At 44.7% G+C, this 17,373-nt stretch carries 12 protein-coding genes and 3 tRNA genes; 3 read left to right on the top strand and 12 right to left on the bottom strand.

Annotated elements, in window-relative coordinates:
- Positions 1-117 precede the first annotated feature (117 nt).
- The 6 genes from nirD to CW749_RS20780 all read right to left on the bottom strand — a co-directional run bounded on the left by nirD (position 118) and on the right by CW749_RS20780 (position 8,017).
- Complete coding sequence (gene nirD / locus CW749_RS20805) at positions 118-459, bottom strand: nitrite reductase small subunit NirD (RefSeq protein WP_224055891.1); 342 nt, start codon at positions 457-459, stop codon at positions 118-120.
- A gap of 2 nt (positions 460-461) precedes the next feature.
- Positions 462-3,020 (bottom strand): nitrite reductase large subunit NirB, encoded by a 2,559-nt coding sequence (gene nirB / locus CW749_RS20800; protein ID WP_101114312.1) that lies wholly within the window; start codon positions 3,018-3,020, stop codon positions 462-464.
- A 506-nt stretch (positions 3,021-3,526) separates the two neighbouring features.
- On the bottom strand, positions 3,527-3,637 hold the full coding sequence (cydX, locus tag CW749_RS20795; protein ID WP_101114311.1) for a cytochrome bd-I oxidase subunit CydX: 111 nt from the start codon (positions 3,635-3,637) through the stop codon (positions 3,527-3,529).
- A 10-nt stretch (positions 3,638-3,647) separates the two neighbouring features.
- Entirely contained in the window at positions 3,648-4,784 is a 1,137-nt protein-coding gene (cydB, locus tag CW749_RS20790) for a cytochrome d ubiquinol oxidase subunit II (RefSeq protein WP_101114310.1), read from the bottom strand.
- A 12-nt stretch (positions 4,785-4,796) separates the two neighbouring features.
- Positions 4,797-6,383 (bottom strand): cytochrome ubiquinol oxidase subunit I, encoded by a 1,587-nt coding sequence (locus CW749_RS20785; RefSeq protein ID WP_101114309.1) that lies wholly within the window; start codon positions 6,381-6,383, stop codon positions 4,797-4,799.
- A gap of 209 nt (positions 6,384-6,592) precedes the next feature.
- Positions 6,593-8,017, bottom strand: coding sequence for a PLP-dependent aminotransferase family protein (locus tag CW749_RS20780; protein ID WP_101114308.1), 1,425 nt, complete (start codon positions 8,015-8,017; stop codon positions 6,593-6,595).
- Between the two features lie 360 nt (positions 8,018-8,377).
- Here CW749_RS20780 and CW749_RS20775 point away from each other — a divergent pair, with 360 nt between their 5' ends.
- A complete protein-coding gene (locus CW749_RS20775) occupies positions 8,378-9,778 on the top strand; it encodes an alpha-amylase family protein (RefSeq protein ID WP_101114307.1) in 1,401 nt (466 codons plus the stop codon).
- Between the two features lie 40 nt (positions 9,779-9,818).
- Here CW749_RS20775 and CW749_RS20770 read toward each other — a convergent pair.
- The 5 genes from CW749_RS20770 to CW749_RS20750 form a co-directional block, all read right to left on the bottom strand.
- Positions 9,819-9,892: transfer RNA gene (locus tag CW749_RS20770), tRNA-Cys, on the bottom strand.
- Positions 9,893-10,293: 401 nt separating this feature from the next.
- A tRNA-Leu gene (locus CW749_RS20765) sits at positions 10,294-10,380 on the bottom strand.
- An 84-nt stretch (positions 10,381-10,464) separates the two neighbouring features.
- Positions 10,465-10,538: transfer RNA gene (locus CW749_RS20760), tRNA-Cys, on the bottom strand.
- Positions 10,539-10,705: 167 nt separating this feature from the next.
- A complete protein-coding gene (viaA, locus tag CW749_RS20755) occupies positions 10,706-12,154 on the bottom strand; it encodes an ATPase RavA stimulator ViaA (protein WP_101114306.1) in 1,449 nt (482 codons plus the stop codon).
- A gap of 14 nt (positions 12,155-12,168) precedes the next feature.
- The gene (locus CW749_RS20750; RefSeq protein WP_101114305.1) at positions 12,169-13,827 is read right to left on the bottom strand and encodes an ATPase RavA domain-containing protein; all 1,659 of its coding nucleotides are present in this window, start codon (positions 13,825-13,827) and stop codon (positions 12,169-12,171) included.
- A gap of 268 nt (positions 13,828-14,095) precedes the next feature.
- Between CW749_RS20750 and CW749_RS20745 the strand changes: the two genes are divergently transcribed.
- Both CW749_RS20745 and ltaE read left to right on the top strand, forming a co-directional pair.
- Entirely contained in the window at positions 14,096-14,617 is a 522-nt protein-coding gene (locus tag CW749_RS20745; RefSeq protein WP_101114304.1) for an NUDIX hydrolase, read from the top strand.
- 5 nt (positions 14,618-14,622) lie between these two features.
- On the top strand, positions 14,623-15,645 hold the full coding sequence (gene ltaE, locus CW749_RS20740; protein WP_101114303.1) for a low-specificity L-threonine aldolase: 1,023 nt from the start codon (positions 14,623-14,625) through the stop codon (positions 15,643-15,645).
- A 149-nt stretch (positions 15,646-15,794) separates the two neighbouring features.
- Here the strand turns inward: ltaE and CW749_RS20735 are convergent, their stop codons facing one another.
- Positions 15,795-17,006 (bottom strand): glycerophosphodiester phosphodiesterase family protein, encoded by a 1,212-nt coding sequence (locus tag CW749_RS20735; protein ID WP_101114302.1) that lies wholly within the window; start codon positions 17,004-17,006, stop codon positions 15,795-15,797.
- Positions 17,007-17,373 lie beyond the last annotated feature (367 nt).

Here is a 17,373-nt window from a genome sequence, read left to right as displayed (position 1 = left end):
AGACAAAGGCTCCCCGCACTTCCTCGCTCTCTTACCGTGCTGGAGAGCGGGAAACCTTTTTGCTATTAAATTTCTGTAGGCTTGAATCCCGTTTGGATTCTGGAAGCGCGACGCAGTTTAAGCGGAAATTTCAACAATGCCACTATTAACTCGCGCTTGATAAGATTTCACGTTAAAACGCTCATCTTCCATACAAACACCTGTCGCTAGGTTGAAGTGTTGCTTCTTGAGAGGGCTTGCTACCCATAACTCCCCTTTATGCTCCCCTATCAAACCACGTGACAACACATTAGATTGCGCGAAAGGGTCGGTATTGCTGATGGCAAATACTGCCTCTTCTTCTGTAGGGCGAAAAACCGCCACTTGCTGCCCGCTCACTAATGCACAAACGCCTGTGCCGGGTACGATGTCGTTGATGTCGCAAATTTGTTCAAACATTTGAGCTTTACCTTTCGTCATGATTACCCCTCCAGTTCCACATGCAAGATGTCGCCTTTCGCATCGGGATGTTTTTCAGTAAACGTTGCAGGTCGATGTTGCTCACGCTCTGGGACAAACAATACGTTGTCATCTCGCTTATCGGAGTTAATGAAATGAGAGAAACGCTTAAGTTGATTTTCGTCATTAATCGTATCCGTCCATTCGCAACGGAATTCCGAAACCAACTTGGCAATGTCTGCTTCTAACTGGTCGTTAAGACCTAGCTTGTCATCGACAATAACTTCTCTTAGGTAATCCACACCACCTTCTAGATTGTCTAGCCACACAGAGGTACGCTGAAGCGGCGCAGACGTTCGAATGTAGAACATCATGAATCGGTCGATGTAACGGATCAGCGTCTCTTCATCTAAGTCCATGGCGAGTAGGTCTGCGTGTCTTGGCTTCATACCGCCATTACCACACACATACATGTTCCAACCAGCATCCGTCGCGATGATACCCAAGTCTTTACCTTGTGCTTCTGCACATTCACGGGTACACCCTGACACACCAAACTTCATTTTGTGTGGAGTACGAATGCCTTTGTAGCGATTTTCGATACGCGAACCTAAACCGACAGAATCCTGTACACCATAGCGACACCATGTCGAGCCCACACACGTTTTCGCCATGCGGAGTGCTTTCGCATACGCCTGACCTGTTTCAAAACCGGCGTTAATCAGCTTGCGCCAGATCTCGGGAAGATCGTCTTTTTGTGCACCAAACAAACCGATACGCTGCGCACCTGTCACTTTGGTGTATAAGTTGTATTCTTCGCCTACCTGAGCCAGCGCCGCTAGTGCTTTTGGTGTGACTTCACCACCCGCCATTCTAGGAATAACCGAGTAAGTACCGTCTTTTTGGATGTTTCCAAGGAAGTTGTCGTTGGTATCGTGCAATTTGACCAATTGCGGTTTAAGAATGTGTTCTCCCCAGCACGATGCCAAGATAGAACCCACCGCAGGTTTACACACTTCACAGCCGTACCCTTTGCCGTGTTTTTCTAGTAATTCGTCGTACGTTTTAATTTCTTCAATGCGAATCAAGTGGAAGAGTTCTTGGCGTGAATAAGCAAAGTGTTCACAAATATCACTTTTCACTTCAATGCCAGATTTCGCCAGTTCCGCGTTTAGAACGGAAGTAACCAGCGGAATACAACCCCCACACCCTGTTCCTGCACCCGTAACGGCTTTGATGTCCGCCAGAGTGTGATGCCCTTCTGCAACTGCCGTGGCAATTTTGCCTTTGGTCACATCGAAACAAGAACAGATAACCGCCGTTTCAGGCAATGAATCTGCGCCTAAAGAGGGTTTTTCTGCCCCTGCATGAGCAGGAAGAATTAATGTATCTGGGTGTTCAGGTAGGTCAATTTCATTCAGTTTCAGCTGAAGTAGATCACCATAGTCAGATGTGTCGCCAACGAGCACAGCACCTAGCAGCTTTTTGCCGTCTTCTGAAACGGTAATACGCTTGTATACTTCGTCTTCTTCGTTTTGGTAAACGTAGCTTTTCGAACCCGGTGTACGCCCGTTAGCATCGCCAATGGAGCCCACTTTCACGCCCAACAGTTTAAGCTTGGCGCTCATGTCAGCACCTTCAAACTGGCTTTCGTTACCCAATAAGTGATCGACAGCGACGGTTGCCATTTTGTAACCCGGAGCTACTAGACCGTAGAAAGTCTGATTCCAAGAAGCACATTCGCCTATTGCGTAAATGTTTTGGTCGGTTGTTTGGCAGCGGTCATTGATTTCGATACCACCACGCGGCGCTACGCCTAACCCCATTTGACGGGCAAGTTTGTCTTGCGGGCGGATACCTGCGGAGAACACAATAAAATCGGTTTCTAGTTCAGTGTCGTCGGCAAAACGCATTACGTTGCGAGCGTCGACGCCTTCTGGTGCAATTTCTTGGGTGTTTTTACTGGTATGTACTCGAACGCCCATCCGTTCGATTTTGTTACGCAGCTGTAATCCGCCTTGTAAATCAAGTTGCTCCGCCATTAGAACAGGGGCAAATTCCACTACATGCGTTTCAACGCCTAGAGCTTTTAGTGCACCTGCCGCTTCTAAGCCAAGTAAACCACCGCCGATAACCACACCACTTTTGCTTTTCTTAGCACAAGCTTCGATTTCTTTTAGATCTTCAATGGTGCGGTAAACAAAGCAATCTTTATTTTCGTTACCTTTAATTGGTGGAACAAACGGAAAAGAACCAGTAGCAAGAACCAACTTGTCGTATTGGATTTCGCGACCGGTGCTTGAATACACCATTTGTTTTTCACGGTTAACGTTGATAACTCGCTCACCGATCAGCATGTTAATACCGTGTTTTTCGTAGAAGCCTTCTTTTACTAACGAAAGCTCGTCCGCAGTATGGTGAGAGAAATAAGACGATAAGTGGACTCGGTCGTAAGCGACGCGGGGTTCTTCACAAAACACAGTAATGTCTAATTCAGACACGTCCGTTTTGTCGACTAAATCTTCGATATAGCGATGGCCGACCATGCCATTCCCTATTACGACTAGCTTCAACTTGCTCATAAGACTTCCTGACGGTTTTTATTCTTAACTGAGCTTATTCTTAATTGTGAACGAATATGAAGACATGATGTAAATCAATTACGATTTCAAACTACCCTAAAGTGGTAGATCAAACGGATAAAGATCCATCAATCTAATTGAAATATCACTCTACAACCTTTAACAACAACGTGTTAAGACCAACATTTAACCAATCATCAATGTGTAACAATATTTCATTTAAATAACTAATTTACGTATATATCAATTAATAAACTGACAATTAGTGTAATTATGCAAGACTACTTACTAGGGGCTGTTGTTCTTTTTTCGAATGCGCAGACCCATTCGAGCCAATTTGAGCGCCTCGGAAAACCTCCAATTGTGATGGTTGAGCTCGTGTATTTCTTCCCTAATAAACTCGATACCATAAGGTTTAAACTTTGAATTAGAAGCCCAGTAAGTGTCTTGTTAGTCGAGCAACACACTACTGAGCTAAATTTTGAAGGCGTTAGAGTCTGCGCGTCCTAGTCGTGAACGTCAGAATCCAACGAATCGGAGTATTCAAGCCAAAGTGCGTTAATAATGCCAAACGCTGCCGCAAGCAGTAGCCCCAAAATCCATACGAAATACCACATACTTTCTCTCCTAGTACAACGACCGACTGTTATTTTCGACAAATTGGGTATCCAATCGACCAAACATTTTGTAGTAACTCCATGCTGTATAACAAAGAATGGTAGGCACCATAACGAACGCCACAATGGTCATCGCATTCAATGTAAGTTCGCTTGATGTTGAATCCAATAACGTTAAGCTGTGATTAGGGCTGTGGCTGGAAGGAATGATAAAGGGAAACATCGTACAACCGGCTGTTGCGATGATGGCGGCATTGGCAAGGCTGCTAAACAAAAACGCCCAGCCATTTTTAGAAAAGCCAGACATAATGCTCGCAAGTAAGGGTAAAGCAATACCTAAGATAGGCGCTATCCAAAACGCTGGGTACAAAACATAATTTTTGAACCATAACCCTTCGCCTTGAACCACTGATTTTATTAATGGGTTTGAATCTGCATTTACACCTAGCTGCCCCGCTATTTCGTAGCCGTTAACCTTTGTTAACATCCAGCCTCCAGCAACAAAACACAGCGCCAAAACGACGCCAACCCATTTGGAGATCGTGTTGGCTCGTGTATACACTTCCCCAGCGGTTTTCATCGATAACCACGCGGAGCCTTGCATCAGCGCCATTAGGATGCCAACAACACCACACAATAAGGCAAACGGGTTAAGCAATTCGAAAAAAGTCCCGTGATAACTCGGCATAAGAAGGGCGTTCAATTGAAATGGAATACCTTGGATAAGGTTGCCAAACGCGACACCAAACATAATGGGAGGGACAGTGCCCGAGAAACAAATGGCGATATCGCAGTTACGACGCCAAGTATCACTTTCAATTTTTGCGCGATACTCCAATGCTAAAGGGCGAAACCACAGTGCAATTAATGTGATGTACATCGCTACGTAAAAGCTCGAAAAGGACGTGGCGTAAACCAAGGGCCAAGCCGCAAATAGCGCGCCACCTGCGGTAATAAGCCAAACTTGATTACCGTCCCAATGTGGGGCAATAGAGTTAATCATTACTCGGCGTTCATTATTCGTGCGCCCAACAAGTGGCAATAGTGCTCCTACCCCCATATCAAAACCGTCGGTGATCATAAAACCGATGAGCAAAACACCAATTAATGCCCACCAAATGAGTCGAAGCGTATCGTAATCAAACATCTTTATTCTCCTTTACGCCATCACTTGCTTAGAAATGTGGGCTTGAACATCTTCTTGCTGGTTTTCATAGTGATATCGCCCTGTCTTTAAGCTGCTTGGTCCTTTTCGTGCCACCTTCACCATCAAATAGGCTTCAACAATCATAAATACGGTATACAGCGCGAGTATCACAGCTAAAGAGAAGATCAAATCCGAAATAGGTAAGGCAGAGGCCGCCACATCAACAGGAAGAATCTCGCCAACTGCCCAAGGTTGTCGGCCATATTCCGCAACAAACCAGCCTGCTTCAATTGCTACCCATGGCAGTGGAATACTGAACAACGCCGCTTTCAATACCCAAGGCTTTTGAGTGATTTTTTGACGGCAGGTTTGCAAGAAAGCCATGCCAAAAACAAACAACATAATGAATCCACACCCAACCATAATTCTGAATGACCAAAACAGTGGCCAAACCGTTGGAATCGAGTCGTCGGCTGCAAGTTGTATCTGCTCTTCACTGGCGTCGGACACCCTGTCGGTGTAGCGCTTAAGGAGCAACCCGTACCCTAAATCTCGTTTCAGCGCATCAAACTGTTCTAGCGAATGCTCTGTTTGATCGCCTGCCCTGAGTTTTTCAAGTAACTCATAAGCCAGCATGCCATTGCGGATACGTTCGACATGCTCTTCACGTAAATCAATGAGCCCCGTTACTTGTTCTGTCAGTGAACGTGTTGTGATGAGCCCCATAACGTATGGAATTTTAATCGCGTAGTCGTTACGCATATTTTCTTGATCTGGAATACCGACTAAAGTAAACGCAGCGGGTGCAGGTTCCGTGTGCCATTCCGCTTCTATCGCGGCAAGCTTTACTTTCTGAACATCGCCCAATTCATATCCGGATTCATCACCCAAAATGATCACTGAAACGATAGAAGCCATACCAAATGAGGCAGCGATGGCAAAAGAGCGACGCGCAAACGCCACATCCCTTCCCTTTAACAAGTAGTACGCACTGATGCCAAGAATAAACATTGCACCGCAGGTATAGGAGGAAGCGACGGTATGCACAAATTTCACCTGCGCCACTGGATTTAGTACCACTTCGGCAAAACTCACCATCTCCATTCTCATGGTGGTGTAGTTAAATTCTGAACCAACAGGGTTTTGCATCCACCCGTTTGCAACCAATATCCATAATGCTGAAAAGCTAGACCCTAAAGCCACCAGCCAAGTCGCAACCAGATGCTGACGTTTGCTTAGCCTATCCCAGCCAAAAAAGAACAACCCGACGAATGTAGATTCTAGAAAGAAGGCGACTAAAGCTTCAATCGCCAGAGGTGCGCCAAATATGTCACCGACATAGTGTGAGTAATAAGACCAGTTAGTACCAAATTGAAACTCCATGGTTAGCCCCGTTGAAACACCCAGCGCAAAGTTGATTCCAAAGAGTTTTCCCCAGAACTGAGTCATGTCTTTGTAGATAACTTTTCCGGTCATCACATAAACGGATTCCATAATGGCGAGCAGGCAAGACATACCAACGGTAAGCGGTACAAATAGGAAGTGAAACATCGCAGTTAAGGCGAACTGCAAACGCGATAGCTCTATAACATCAAACATTAAAGCTCCAAAACATCAGCTAACATTTTACCGAGCCAACTTGGTTGCTTTAAAAGACGATTAGAATTGGAAAGCTCGCAAATCGACGCTCGATTTCACGGGCTATTCCAACATAAGGGAGGATTCTCTAACTAGAACAGATTACGGAACAAAAAATAGAACAGTTTGCTGGGCAATAAAGGGAGTAGGAACGTATTCACACCGACTCACTATCCACTCGCAGAGTCCGATAATGCCTGAATCAAAACACCCAGTTGAGTGACTGCCGCCAGAACCCTATCGTCACATGGATACGATGTGTTGATTCTTAGGTGGTGACAGAATAATTTGTCGCTACTGAAAATGATCCCGGGAGCGATCGAAATATTGGCTTTCAAAGCGGCTTCATACATTGTTTCTACATTCACTTTCTGCTCTAGTTCAACCCAAACAAAATACCCACCATCGGACGCTACAACCTTCGCGCTCTTAGGAAGAGATTCAGTTAAACTTTTGATATACGCTTTTTTGCGCTCGTTGAGTATTTTACGCAACTTTTTTAGATGATTGTCGTAGTTGTAGAAGGTCAAATAATGAGAGAGCGCCAATTGAATAGGAATACTGGTGGATAACGTTGATAGATGCTGTAAACGTTGAATGGAAAGTGCCCGATCCCCAGCAACCACCCAACCGATTCTAAACCCCGGAGATAAGGATTTGGAAAACGAACCACACAGCATTATTTGATTGGATTCATCATACGCTTTGGCGGGTAATGGTGCAGTTGTCCCGCTGTAAAGTTCGCCATAAACATCATCTTCAATCATTGGGACCTGATATCGGGCAACGAGAGTCGCGAGATCTCTCTTTTTCTCTTCAGAAAGGCTAAAACCCACGGGGTTTTGAGCGTGTGTCATAAACCAACACGCTTTAATATCCATGGTGGCAAGCGCAGATTCCAAAGCCCCTAAATCAAGACCATTCACCGCATCTGTAGGGATTTCAACAGCGGTTAAATTTAACCTTTCAATGGCTTGTAACGCGCCATAAAACGCTGGATATTCGATGGCAACCAGATCGCCTGGCTCTGTGCACGATTGTAAACTTAAGCTAAGCGCTTCCATTGCACCCGAGGTAATTACAATATCGTCGGGTAATACATTCACCCCCCGATGCTGATATCGCTGGGCAATTTGCCTGCGTAAAGATTCGCTCCCCGGCGGTAGGTTGGTTAGCATGCTATTACTTGGCATTTGCCTGCTGGCGCTGGCAAGGCTTCGGGATAATGCTTGGTGTGGAAACAGTGCTGGATCGGGAAAGGCAGAACTGAGCGGAATAATACTTGGGTCTTTTGCCCTCTGTACCACATCGTACAAAAGATCACTGATTTTAACAGGAAAAGGCTGAAGCTTTTTACGTTCATTTTGGCTTTGAACTTCTACCGTTCTTCTAGGCAAAACAAAGTAACCAGATTTCGGTTTCGATTTTACATAACCTTGATTTTCAAGTAGCTGATAGGCCTGTAAAACCGTTTCAATACTCAAACCATAGCGTTTACACGTTTCTCGTATTGAAGGAATTTTTTCACCGCTCTGCCAGATTTTATGCTCGATTTGCTTCTTCAGCTCATGAGCGAGTTTTTGCGGTTTCTTCATGCCGTTAATTCCTTACAGTACTCAAATAACGTCAAAGTGAAGAAAATATAATAGTCTCATAGGGTTAATACAAGTCTATCGAACACCTGCTAGCTATATATGTCAAAAGTGCGGGATGACTGAAAGACCGACTAACTTGAGTGCTCCAATAACCATTGCGATCACAGTGAGTGACATTGTCACATGTGTGTTAATTTGATCTCTCCCCTAATGTCTAAGCAAAATTCTAACGAGCACACAATTTGGGACTTTTTACCCATACAGATGTTGACGACCTTTCAGGTATAAATCTCAGGCATCTTTACTTATACATTTATGAATATAACTTTTTGCATTCACCAACAATAAAAGACCTACCCTATGCAAAAAATAACGAAAATAACCATCGCGGCTTTGGCTAGCCTCGCCGTACCTCAATTCGCTTCCGCAGAAGCTATTCTCCATGCGTTTAACTGGAAATACTCCGATGTAACCGCAAAGGCAGAACAAATTGCACAGGCGGGTTATAAGAAGGTTTTAATCTCTCCGGCTATGAAATCACGTGGAGATCAGTGGTGGGCTCGCTACCAACCTCTTGATTTTCGCGTAATTGACTCACCTATTGGAAACAAACAAGACCTCCAAGCAATGATTGATGCTCTTAACCGTCATCAGGTAGCGGTTTACGCCGATGTTGTTATGAATCACATGGCGAACGAGTCATTAAAAATCGATGGGCTGAACTATCCCGGTAGTGACGTTTTGCAAGACTATGCATCACGATCCGCCTACTATCAAAATCAAACCTTGTTTGGCAATCTAAGCGATAACCAGTACTCCTCCTCCGACTTTCACCCAGCTGGGTGTATCACCGATTGGAATAACCCAGGTCACGTTCAGTACTGGCGCTTGTGTGGTGGGAACGGTGACACAGGCTTACCCGATTTGACACCTAATCACTGGGTTGTGAATCAACAACGTCAGTACTTGCAAGCGTTGAAAAACATGGGGATCAAAGGCTTTCGGGTTGATGCCGTTAAGCACATGAGTCCACTTCACATAAACCAAATATTCACCCCTGAAATTACGGCAGATATGCACATTTTCGGCGAAGTCATAACCGATGGCGGCAGAGGAAATGCAGGTTACGATGGGTTTTTAGCCCCCTACCTGAACGATACCAATCACTCGGCATACGATTTCCCCCTATTTGCTTCGATACGCAGAGCGTTTTCGTTTAATGGCAGCATGAACTTGCTGCACGATCCGCTCGCATACGGACAAGCGTTGGAAGGGGCACGAGCCATCACCTTTACCGTAACTCACGATATTCCGAACAACGACGGATTTCGCCATCAAATAATGGATCCAAAGGATGAAGAACTCGCGTATGCCTACGTATTAGGAAGAGACGGTGGAACACCACTTATCTACAGTGATGAGTTGCCTGATCATGAGGACAGAGACAATGGTCGCTGGGAGAACGTGTGGAACAATAACACCATGAAGAACATGTTGCGTTTTCATAATGCAATGCAAGGACAATCAATGACCATGCTGCATAGCGATACGTGCTCGTTGCTGTTTAAGCGTGGAAAAGTGGGTGTGGTTGGCATTAATAAATGTGGCGAGTCTCGTAATGTGACTGTCGATACATACCAGCATGAATTTAATTGGTACATGCCCTACACCGATACGTTATCGGGTGCTCAGACGACGGTAGATTCTCGTTACCACACATTTGAGCTGCCTGCTCGCAGTGCGAGAATGTATAAGCTTTAAATCAGGGTAGTAACGTATATAGGAACAGAAGAATAAATAATGGAGGCGCCTCCCGGAGTCGAACCGAGGTCCACGGATTTGCAATCCGCTGCATAGCCACTCTGCCAAGGCGCCATTTTCTGTTTTTTATGCGGTTTTTTGATAACGGATAAATCGGATCAGCTCGAGAGCGAGATATTGAATCTCGATACCATTTTTACTATCAAAATTAAATGATGGTGCCTCGGGCCGGAATTGATGGTCCGACATTTCGGCCTGTCAGCGCAAGGGCGAGATGTTGAATCTCAATACCATTTTGCTATCAAAATTAAATGATGGTGCCCCGGGCCGGAATTGATGGTCCGACATTTCGGCCGGTCAGCTCGAGAGTGAGATATTAAATCTCAATACCATTTTGCTATCAAAATTAAAAGCGATGGTGCCCCGGGCTGGAATTGATGGTCCGACATTTCGGCCGGTCAGCGCGAGGGCGAGATGTTGAATCTCAATACCATTTTGCTATCAAAATTAAATGATGGTGCCCCGGGCCGGACTTGAACCGGCACAGCGCGAACGCCGAGGGATTTTAAATCCCTTGTGTCTACCAATTCCACCACCAGGGCACGCAAACTTGTTGCGATGCTGCTAACTGAAGAGTTAAGACACCATCAAGATATCGTAATGTTTACCATATCTTTCAATTTGAATGGAGGCGCCTCCCGGAGTCGAACCGAGGTCCACGGATTTGCAATCCGCTGCATAGCCACTCTGCCAAGGCGCCAATTGAATCGCTGAAGCCTTCGGCTCCGTTGCGTTCGATGCACACTTTACGGATTCATCATCAGGAGTCAAACAAAAATTGATGTTTTTCATTCGGTTGCTGATTAATAAAGCAAAGCGATGAGGGTTTGATCTCTATTTGCCCAAAAATCGTAAAGGCGCGACCTATTACCACTTCTTAAACATTCGCCCCACTAAATTGGGGTGATAAGACCAACAATGATCGAACATCGACATCAACTGCGGATTGCCATATTTAGATAAGCTAATGGCATGGAAGCGATTTGATTTTTCTTTTAACTGATTTACTTTTTCTAAAATATGCTCTGGCTGCTTAGGAGCGATGAAATCGGAAATAACCACCAGATCCGCATTGCGGTATTTATCGGTAGACATCAGATCGATGGATTTTTCGATAACCGGATCAATATCTGTACCGCCATGGAACGTGTAAGAAAGAAAATCACTAGCTTCACGCAAGCCATCTTGTCTGGTTAATTCGTAGGTAATTTGCTCGGTCGAGAAGATGATCACATAGCACTCTCTTCCCTCTGCTAGCGCTATTTGCATTAATGCATATGCCATCGCTTTTGCGCATTGTTCAGGAAATCCGCTCATAGAACCGGAAGCGTCGACACAAATAATAAACGGGCCTTTTTCTATCTCTACCTGAGCGTTGTCTGGCGTTTTTGCTCTGACTTTACGGAGTTTGCGAGATTTACCCTGTGTTTTGTAGTTCAATAGCCGCTTGTCGATCAAATGTTTATAGAAAATCACTTCCAATTCAGGGTAAGCCAGAAACATCGTTTCATTGGGCAACAGCTTATTTAAATCGTCACTCTCGTGAATGCCGACGATATCGTCCGTTGCTTCGTCGCTTTTCTCTTCTACAACTTTCAGCTCTTCATTTGGCGCTTTATTCAAATCGGGATCAGACACTTCACTGGCCATTCGACCAAGTTGCTCTGCTATTTCTTGCAACGTGCCGTTTTTCTTCAAAAAATCAGCGTGGTGCTTCATGGTTGAAATGTCGGACTTCGACAATTTGGCAGACGCCATGTCCCATAACTTACCGATTTGCCCTTCATCACCGGATTCAGACACTTTATCCATATTTTTCATGGTTTCTATGCGCTGATATAGGTCAGTCAGTAGCTTTTCTTTATCAGCTTCCAGCTCGGTTACTTGCGCCTGTTGCAGCGCTTCACTCAAGCTTTTGTACCACTGATCACAAAAATAATGAGGGAACATAGGGTTATTCACCCCTTTATTCTTTTCGAGTAGTCGCCTAGCGGGCAAATAAAACGCCGAGTGCCACTCTAGGCGTTTTAACACATCGTTTATCTTTAGGAAAAACTCATCCTCAGTCCAATGAATGACTTCTTGATAGAGGGCAAGTTCATTACGAAAGTGCTCTGTTTCACACACCTTCGTCATTTTCTTTTTAACTTTACCTCGCCATTTCAATAGGTGGTTTTTCATGGAGGTTTTTACACCTCGGTTATTATCGACCACCATCATTACCTGAGATCGAGCCATCAGATCGTTGACCGCAGTATCGATTAAACCGGATTCTGCGATCATCAATGCGAGGTTTAAGCTATCTGCTCCTAACATGATTCACCCCTAACCTACTCGAAATACTCATTCAGGTGTTTAATCCGAAATGCACTTTTCTCACACTGCGCTTTCGTTGATTCTAAACGCTGACTAATAGATTGGATGCTGGCTTCCATTTGAGTAGGCAATTCAGGGTCGATAAAACTGTGCGGTAACGCGCCGTGGAAATCAGATTTAACCTGAAGCAGGTGATGTTCGGCGTGAGTAAGTTGTTCCAAGGCATGGCTGGCTTTCGCGCTCCACTCTTCGAATACGCTGTTATCTAGCCCGTCTTTCGTCACTAAAGTCACCAGTACCGAACGATTGGCAATGTCTTTAACTACGAGTTGCTCATCGGCATCTAAACCAAACTTAAGCCGTCCGAGGTTGGTATTTTGGTTTACGTAACCATAGGCATCACCACCCCCTTCTTTGATGACACGCTCTAACTCTGTCATAGAAAGGTAAACCCAACGCGTGTTCCCTTTTTCTCCCTCCCAAACAGACATGTTGCTTTGCAGGAGAGCCAATTTGACGAGCCCAGAGTCGCGACCGACTTGGTAACGCTTGGCATTGCTCGTATCAAAATGGTGGATTTCTTTTTTCAACAACTTGCCGGTGCTATCCATTGAAAGGTGCATCGCATATTGGCTTTCAAGCTCTTCCTGAATGTCGTCCAATTCTTCTTTACACGTTTCAATCTGCTGGCTAATAACGCCTTGATCAAACGCGGAATGAATGGCGAACTCACGAACAACCTCTTCAACGACATCTCGTGAATCTGGGCTGTTCCACAAACAATCTTGAAGTAATAAAAGATCCAGTGGGTTAATGGTGTCGCGCCCATTGAAATACGCGCTGGCTTTCAACAATTTAACCGCTTTTTTCCAACGCCTGTCCGACACATACATGTCTGTTTCAGAAATATCGACCGCTTCATCGACACGCTGTTCAAGCATCGACTTCAATTGGTAAAGTTTTTCAAAGCACGATTCGGATAACGAGAGCTTATCAAGCTCTTCTAGCCACAAATGATATTCATCGTTAGTAATGGCAAGGCCTTCTGGCACTTGCGCTTCTTGCGCTGTCCCTACGGTTAACATGGAGCGGAAGTTTTGTTTGTCTTGAATTCGGTTAACGAACACGCGAACCAACATCCGGTCGTAGAGCGCCTCTAATCCACTGTCTTCATCTGGTAATTCGTTCGAAGCAGAAACCAGTAGCCTCATCGGCACTTTTTCTATTTCGTTACCATTCTTGAAGGTTTTTTCGTTCACTACCGTTAGCAAAGTATTCAATATCGCCGGTCCTGCCTTCCAAATTTCATCTAAGAAAACGACTTGCGCCGTAGGCAAATAACCGTTGGTTAAGCGAACGTATTTTCCGTTGTCTTTCAATTCCTGAATGCTAAGGGGGCCGAACACCTCTTCAGGTGTGGAAAAACGTGTCATCAGGTATTCAAAGTAGGAACTGTTATCAAACGCTTGAATAAGGCGTTTGGCGATAAGGCTTTTTGCGATTCCAGGAGGACCGAGTAGGAAAACACTTTCGCCAGACAGTGCAGCGAGTAAACACAGCTTAATGGTGTGTTCTCTTTCGTACACCCCATCTGAAAGTGCATGAACCAGTTTATTGATTCGTTCTGAAAGTAGTGCCTTTTGAGCATGGCTGGGATGATTTGAACCTAACATTTAGGCACCTCGGTATTAGGCAACATGGTTATAAACATATTAGCATTTTTATACATTTGTTATTACTTTGTTACAAGTAATATCTTGTTTTATTAGACTCTTATAGCAGATCTACTGAAAAACCATGGGAGGGAAATCTTTGATTGCGTAAATGAGGTTTTAATCAAGAATAGTTATAGGTACGTCAAATGTTGTACTTTTTCACTATTGGAGCTTTACAAAACAAGGAACAGGCAGGCAGTATCAATAAAAAAGCGATGGAAAAGCTATGTCCCGCACGATCCACAGTTGGAAAAATATAGAGCTTTGCGAAGAGGATGTTCAACTTCCAAATGGAAACGACATTACTCACACCACCATAGTGCACCCCGGTGCTGCCGTTATACTGCCCATTTTTTCGGACAACCGAATCTTACTGATTAGGCAATATCGTCCTTCTTTAAAAAAATGGTTGCTTGAGGTTCCCGCTGGTACCAAGGAACTCAACGAATCCCCTGAAACCTGTGCCAGAAGAGAGCTTGAAGAAGAAACGGGTTACAGCGCATCTGAATGGCATTCCTTAGGACAAGTGACGCCGCTCGCTGGTTTCTGTGATGAAATCCAGCACTTATTCGTTGCGAAACAACTTGAGCAGACCAACCGTCTGGCCTGCGATGAAGATGAAATTATTGAGCTTCTCCCTTTTTCCATGAGTGAAATCGAAGCCGCTATTCGACAAGGTGAACTCACCGATGCCAAAACCATCGCCTGCATTTACAAAGCCAAACTGTGTGGATATTTAAAGGATTAAAGACAATGGATTTTCGTTCTGACACCGTAACATTACCTACTCCAAATATGAAAAAAGCTATGTCGGAAGCCTTATTGGGAGACGACGTATATGGGGATGACCCAACAGTCAATGAATTGGAACAATGGGCAGCGCAAAGACACGGTTTTGAAGCTGCAATATTTACGAGTTCCGGTACACAAGCCAACCTACTTGCTTTAATGAGTCATTGCGGCCGTGGAGACGAATACATTTGCGGCCAGCAAGCGCATAACTATAAATACGAAGGCGGAGGCGCAGCCGTATTAGGATCCATCCAACCTCAACCTATCGAAAATCAACCTGACGGCACCATTTGCCTTAAAAAAGCAGCAGCCGTAATCAAGCCGGATGATTTTCACTTTGCTCAAACGAAACTGATGAGCTTAGAAAACACCATTAACGGAAAAGTACTACCACTAAGCTATTTAGAAGAGGCTCGCGCTTTTACACGCCAACATGGCTTACAACTCCATCTCGATGGCGCGCGAGTTTACAATGCTGCTGTTGCATTGAATGTGGACATTAAAGAGATAGCCAAACATTTCGATTCAATGACCATTTGTTTATCTAAAGGTTTGTCTGCCCCTATTGGTTCTCTTCTTCTCGGCGATAAAGAGTTGATCAACAGAGCTCGTCGTATCCGCAAAATGCTTGGCGGTGCAATGCGACAAGTGGGCATGCTTGCGGCTGCTGGAAAGCTTGCCATGACAGAGCAAGTAGAACAGCTCAAGTTGGATCATAAGCATGCGAAACAGTTGGCATTAAATTTAGCCGATATCCCAGGGTTTCATGTAAAGCCTGAATTGGTACAAACCAATATCGTGTTTGCGAAGCTGGATGAGCAGGTGGATATTGTTGGTATTGCAGAAAAACTTAAAGCACAAGGTATTACAATTAGCCCCGGTAACCCTGTTCGGTTTGTGACTCACAAAGATGTGTCTTCGCAAGATATTGAAATACTGACAAAACACATTTCTGATTTAGTCGGAAACCGCAAGTTTAAGTAAGCTGTTGTTTCAAATGTAATTTTTACTGCCATTTCTTTTTGGCGAAAAACGATAAAAGGGAAGAGTGTACTCTTCCCTTTCTATATTCAATCTGCCTTTCAGTATGAACCTCATCTTCTAGGGTCGGTTAGCCTATTAATGGCAACGAGTCACATGTTCATGCAGTTTGCATAGTAAGTCGTGGTTGCTGGCCAGTCTGAGAACACGCCCAATACACCCACCTCTTTCGCCAATACATCCAGTAAAACCATGGTGTCGCCATCATTGTTGGTCGCGTCTTTGATGGATTGGTAGTACCAACCGCCACCATTCCCTAATGGTCCTGAGCGTTCAAGTGTCCAAGTAATGATGTCCAAACCCGCTTTCTTAGCCAATTTGGTATATTCAGACGGGACAATTTTGCCAGACGCATCTAATGTCACTAACGCGTACATTGGTGGGGCAATAATTTTCACGCCCGAAGCTACCAGATCTTTCATTCCTTGCAATGTAGGTTTGAAATTTTCGTCGTTGTACACGCGATCATCCAAATACACCGCCTGCTTACCAAACTCTGGGTTGTTTTGAATCCAGTATTTCACATCTTCAAGATTAAATGATTGAGCAAACACATCGCTTGCGGGTACGTTCGCAGAGCGATATTCACTTACCAACTTCTCTGCGTACATTTCCTGAGTAAAGCCATTGAACGGCATTTCAACCGCAGGTGCTTTTAGCTCAGGTGTCATTTTTACCCCATGCTTTTTAAACAGCGCGATACTTTCTGCATGTGTCAGCAATGTGCCCTTACTGGAATACAAATCCGTTCTCCAGCCGGCTGTACCATTCATGTACTCTTCTACAGTTGTCGCCATAGCGTTCGCGCCATCCATTTTGCCTTTTAGACGCTTGAATTCCGCTAACGTGAAGTCTGAAGTGCGGCATTCCGCTTTCGCTTTTTCACCCGTTGTAGGGTTAGCAGGTTGGAATGGTACGGTGCATTTTGCCGCGAGATCTGGGTGCGCTAATACATCGGTAGTGGTGTGCAAATCGCTTTGCGAATGACGACATACCAGCTCTTTATCTTTGGTGAAGGTAACATCGCATTCTAGTATGCCTGCCCCCATTTGAATGGCCGCAAGATAAGATTCTTTGGTGTGTTCTGGAAACTGCATTGGCGCTCCGCGGTGACCAATGGAGAAATCACTGCGATAAAAAGGACCGGAACTGCAGTTCTGTAACTTACGTTTAAGTGCTCCGTTATCCATGTCCTCTATTAAATAGAAAGGGCGAGGTCCAAGTTGTACTGTTTCGTGTGCAATGGCATTAACCGACGAACCAAGCAATACCACTGCTGTAATCGCCTTAAGTAAACTCTTCATTTAGTGACTCCTGTCAGCTATTTTTTGTTTTGAAGAAGACACGGTAATTACCTGAAATGACAAACGAGTGAATAACTTATGGCACTTTTATGTAAGTGATAAAATCCTCAGTATAGAACTCTCACTATAGGAGCTACCTCGCAAGGCTCCTTGGGTTCCATTTCTATAAATACTTTCTACATTCCCCTCGTACTGCGCCCTGCTCAGACAGTAATTTGGCGCGTCAGGACAAAATATCAGCGGAAGTAAAACGTACTATTACCCTATCAACGCGGAAGCAAATGGGTTCACCCACTTAGCGATTGATTGCTTATATGGATGTAAATACATATACCCAAGTAACCTCAAACTTAGGGTGCAGAGCCTC

Origin of the sequence: Vibrio sp. vnigr-6D03 (genome assembly GCF_002835515.1) — a bacterium.
GTDB lineage: Bacteria > Pseudomonadota > Gammaproteobacteria > Enterobacterales > Vibrionaceae > Vibrio > Vibrio penaeicida.
This window is presented reverse-complemented; position numbering and strand designations above follow the sequence as displayed.

Bases quoted from the DNA above. Each gene is read 5' to 3' on its own strand.
- CW749_RS20735 (WP_101114302.1), bottom strand. From the start codon at position 17,006: ATGAAGAGTTTACTTAAGGCGATTACAGCAGTGGTATTGCTTGGTTCG.
- viaA (WP_101114306.1), bottom strand. From the start codon at position 12,154: ATGTTAGGAGCAGATAGCTTAAACCTCGCATTGATGATCGCAGAATCC.
- ltaE (WP_101114303.1), top strand. From the start codon at position 14,623: ATGGATTTTCGTTCTGACACCGTAACATTACCTACTCCAAATATGAAA.
- cydB (WP_101114310.1), bottom strand. From the start codon at position 4,784: ATGTTTGATTACGATACGCTTCGACTCATTTGGTGGGCATTAATTGGT.
- cydX (WP_101114311.1), bottom strand. From the start codon at position 3,637: ATGTGGTATTTCGTATGGATTTTGGGGCTACTGCTTGCGGCAGCGTTT.
- CW749_RS20745 (WP_101114304.1), top strand. From the start codon at position 14,096: ATGTCCCGCACGATCCACAGTTGGAAAAATATAGAGCTTTGCGAAGAG.
- CW749_RS20780 (WP_101114308.1), bottom strand. From the start codon at position 8,017: ATGAAGAAACCGCAAAAACTCGCTCATGAGCTGAAGAAGCAAATCGAG.
- CW749_RS20785 (WP_101114309.1), bottom strand. From the start codon at position 6,383: ATGTTTGATGTTATAGAGCTATCGCGTTTGCAGTTCGCCTTAACTGCG.
- CW749_RS20750 (WP_101114305.1), bottom strand. From the start codon at position 13,827: ATGTTAGGTTCAAATCATCCCAGCCATGCTCAAAAGGCACTACTTTCA.
- nirD (WP_224055891.1), bottom strand. From the start codon at position 459: ATGACGAAAGGTAAAGCTCAAATGTTTGAACAAATTTGCGACATCAAC.
- nirB (WP_101114312.1), bottom strand. From the start codon at position 3,020: ATGAGCAAGTTGAAGCTAGTCGTAATAGGGAATGGCATGGTCGGCCAT.
- CW749_RS20775 (WP_101114307.1), top strand. From the start codon at position 8,378: ATGCAAAAAATAACGAAAATAACCATCGCGGCTTTGGCTAGCCTCGCC.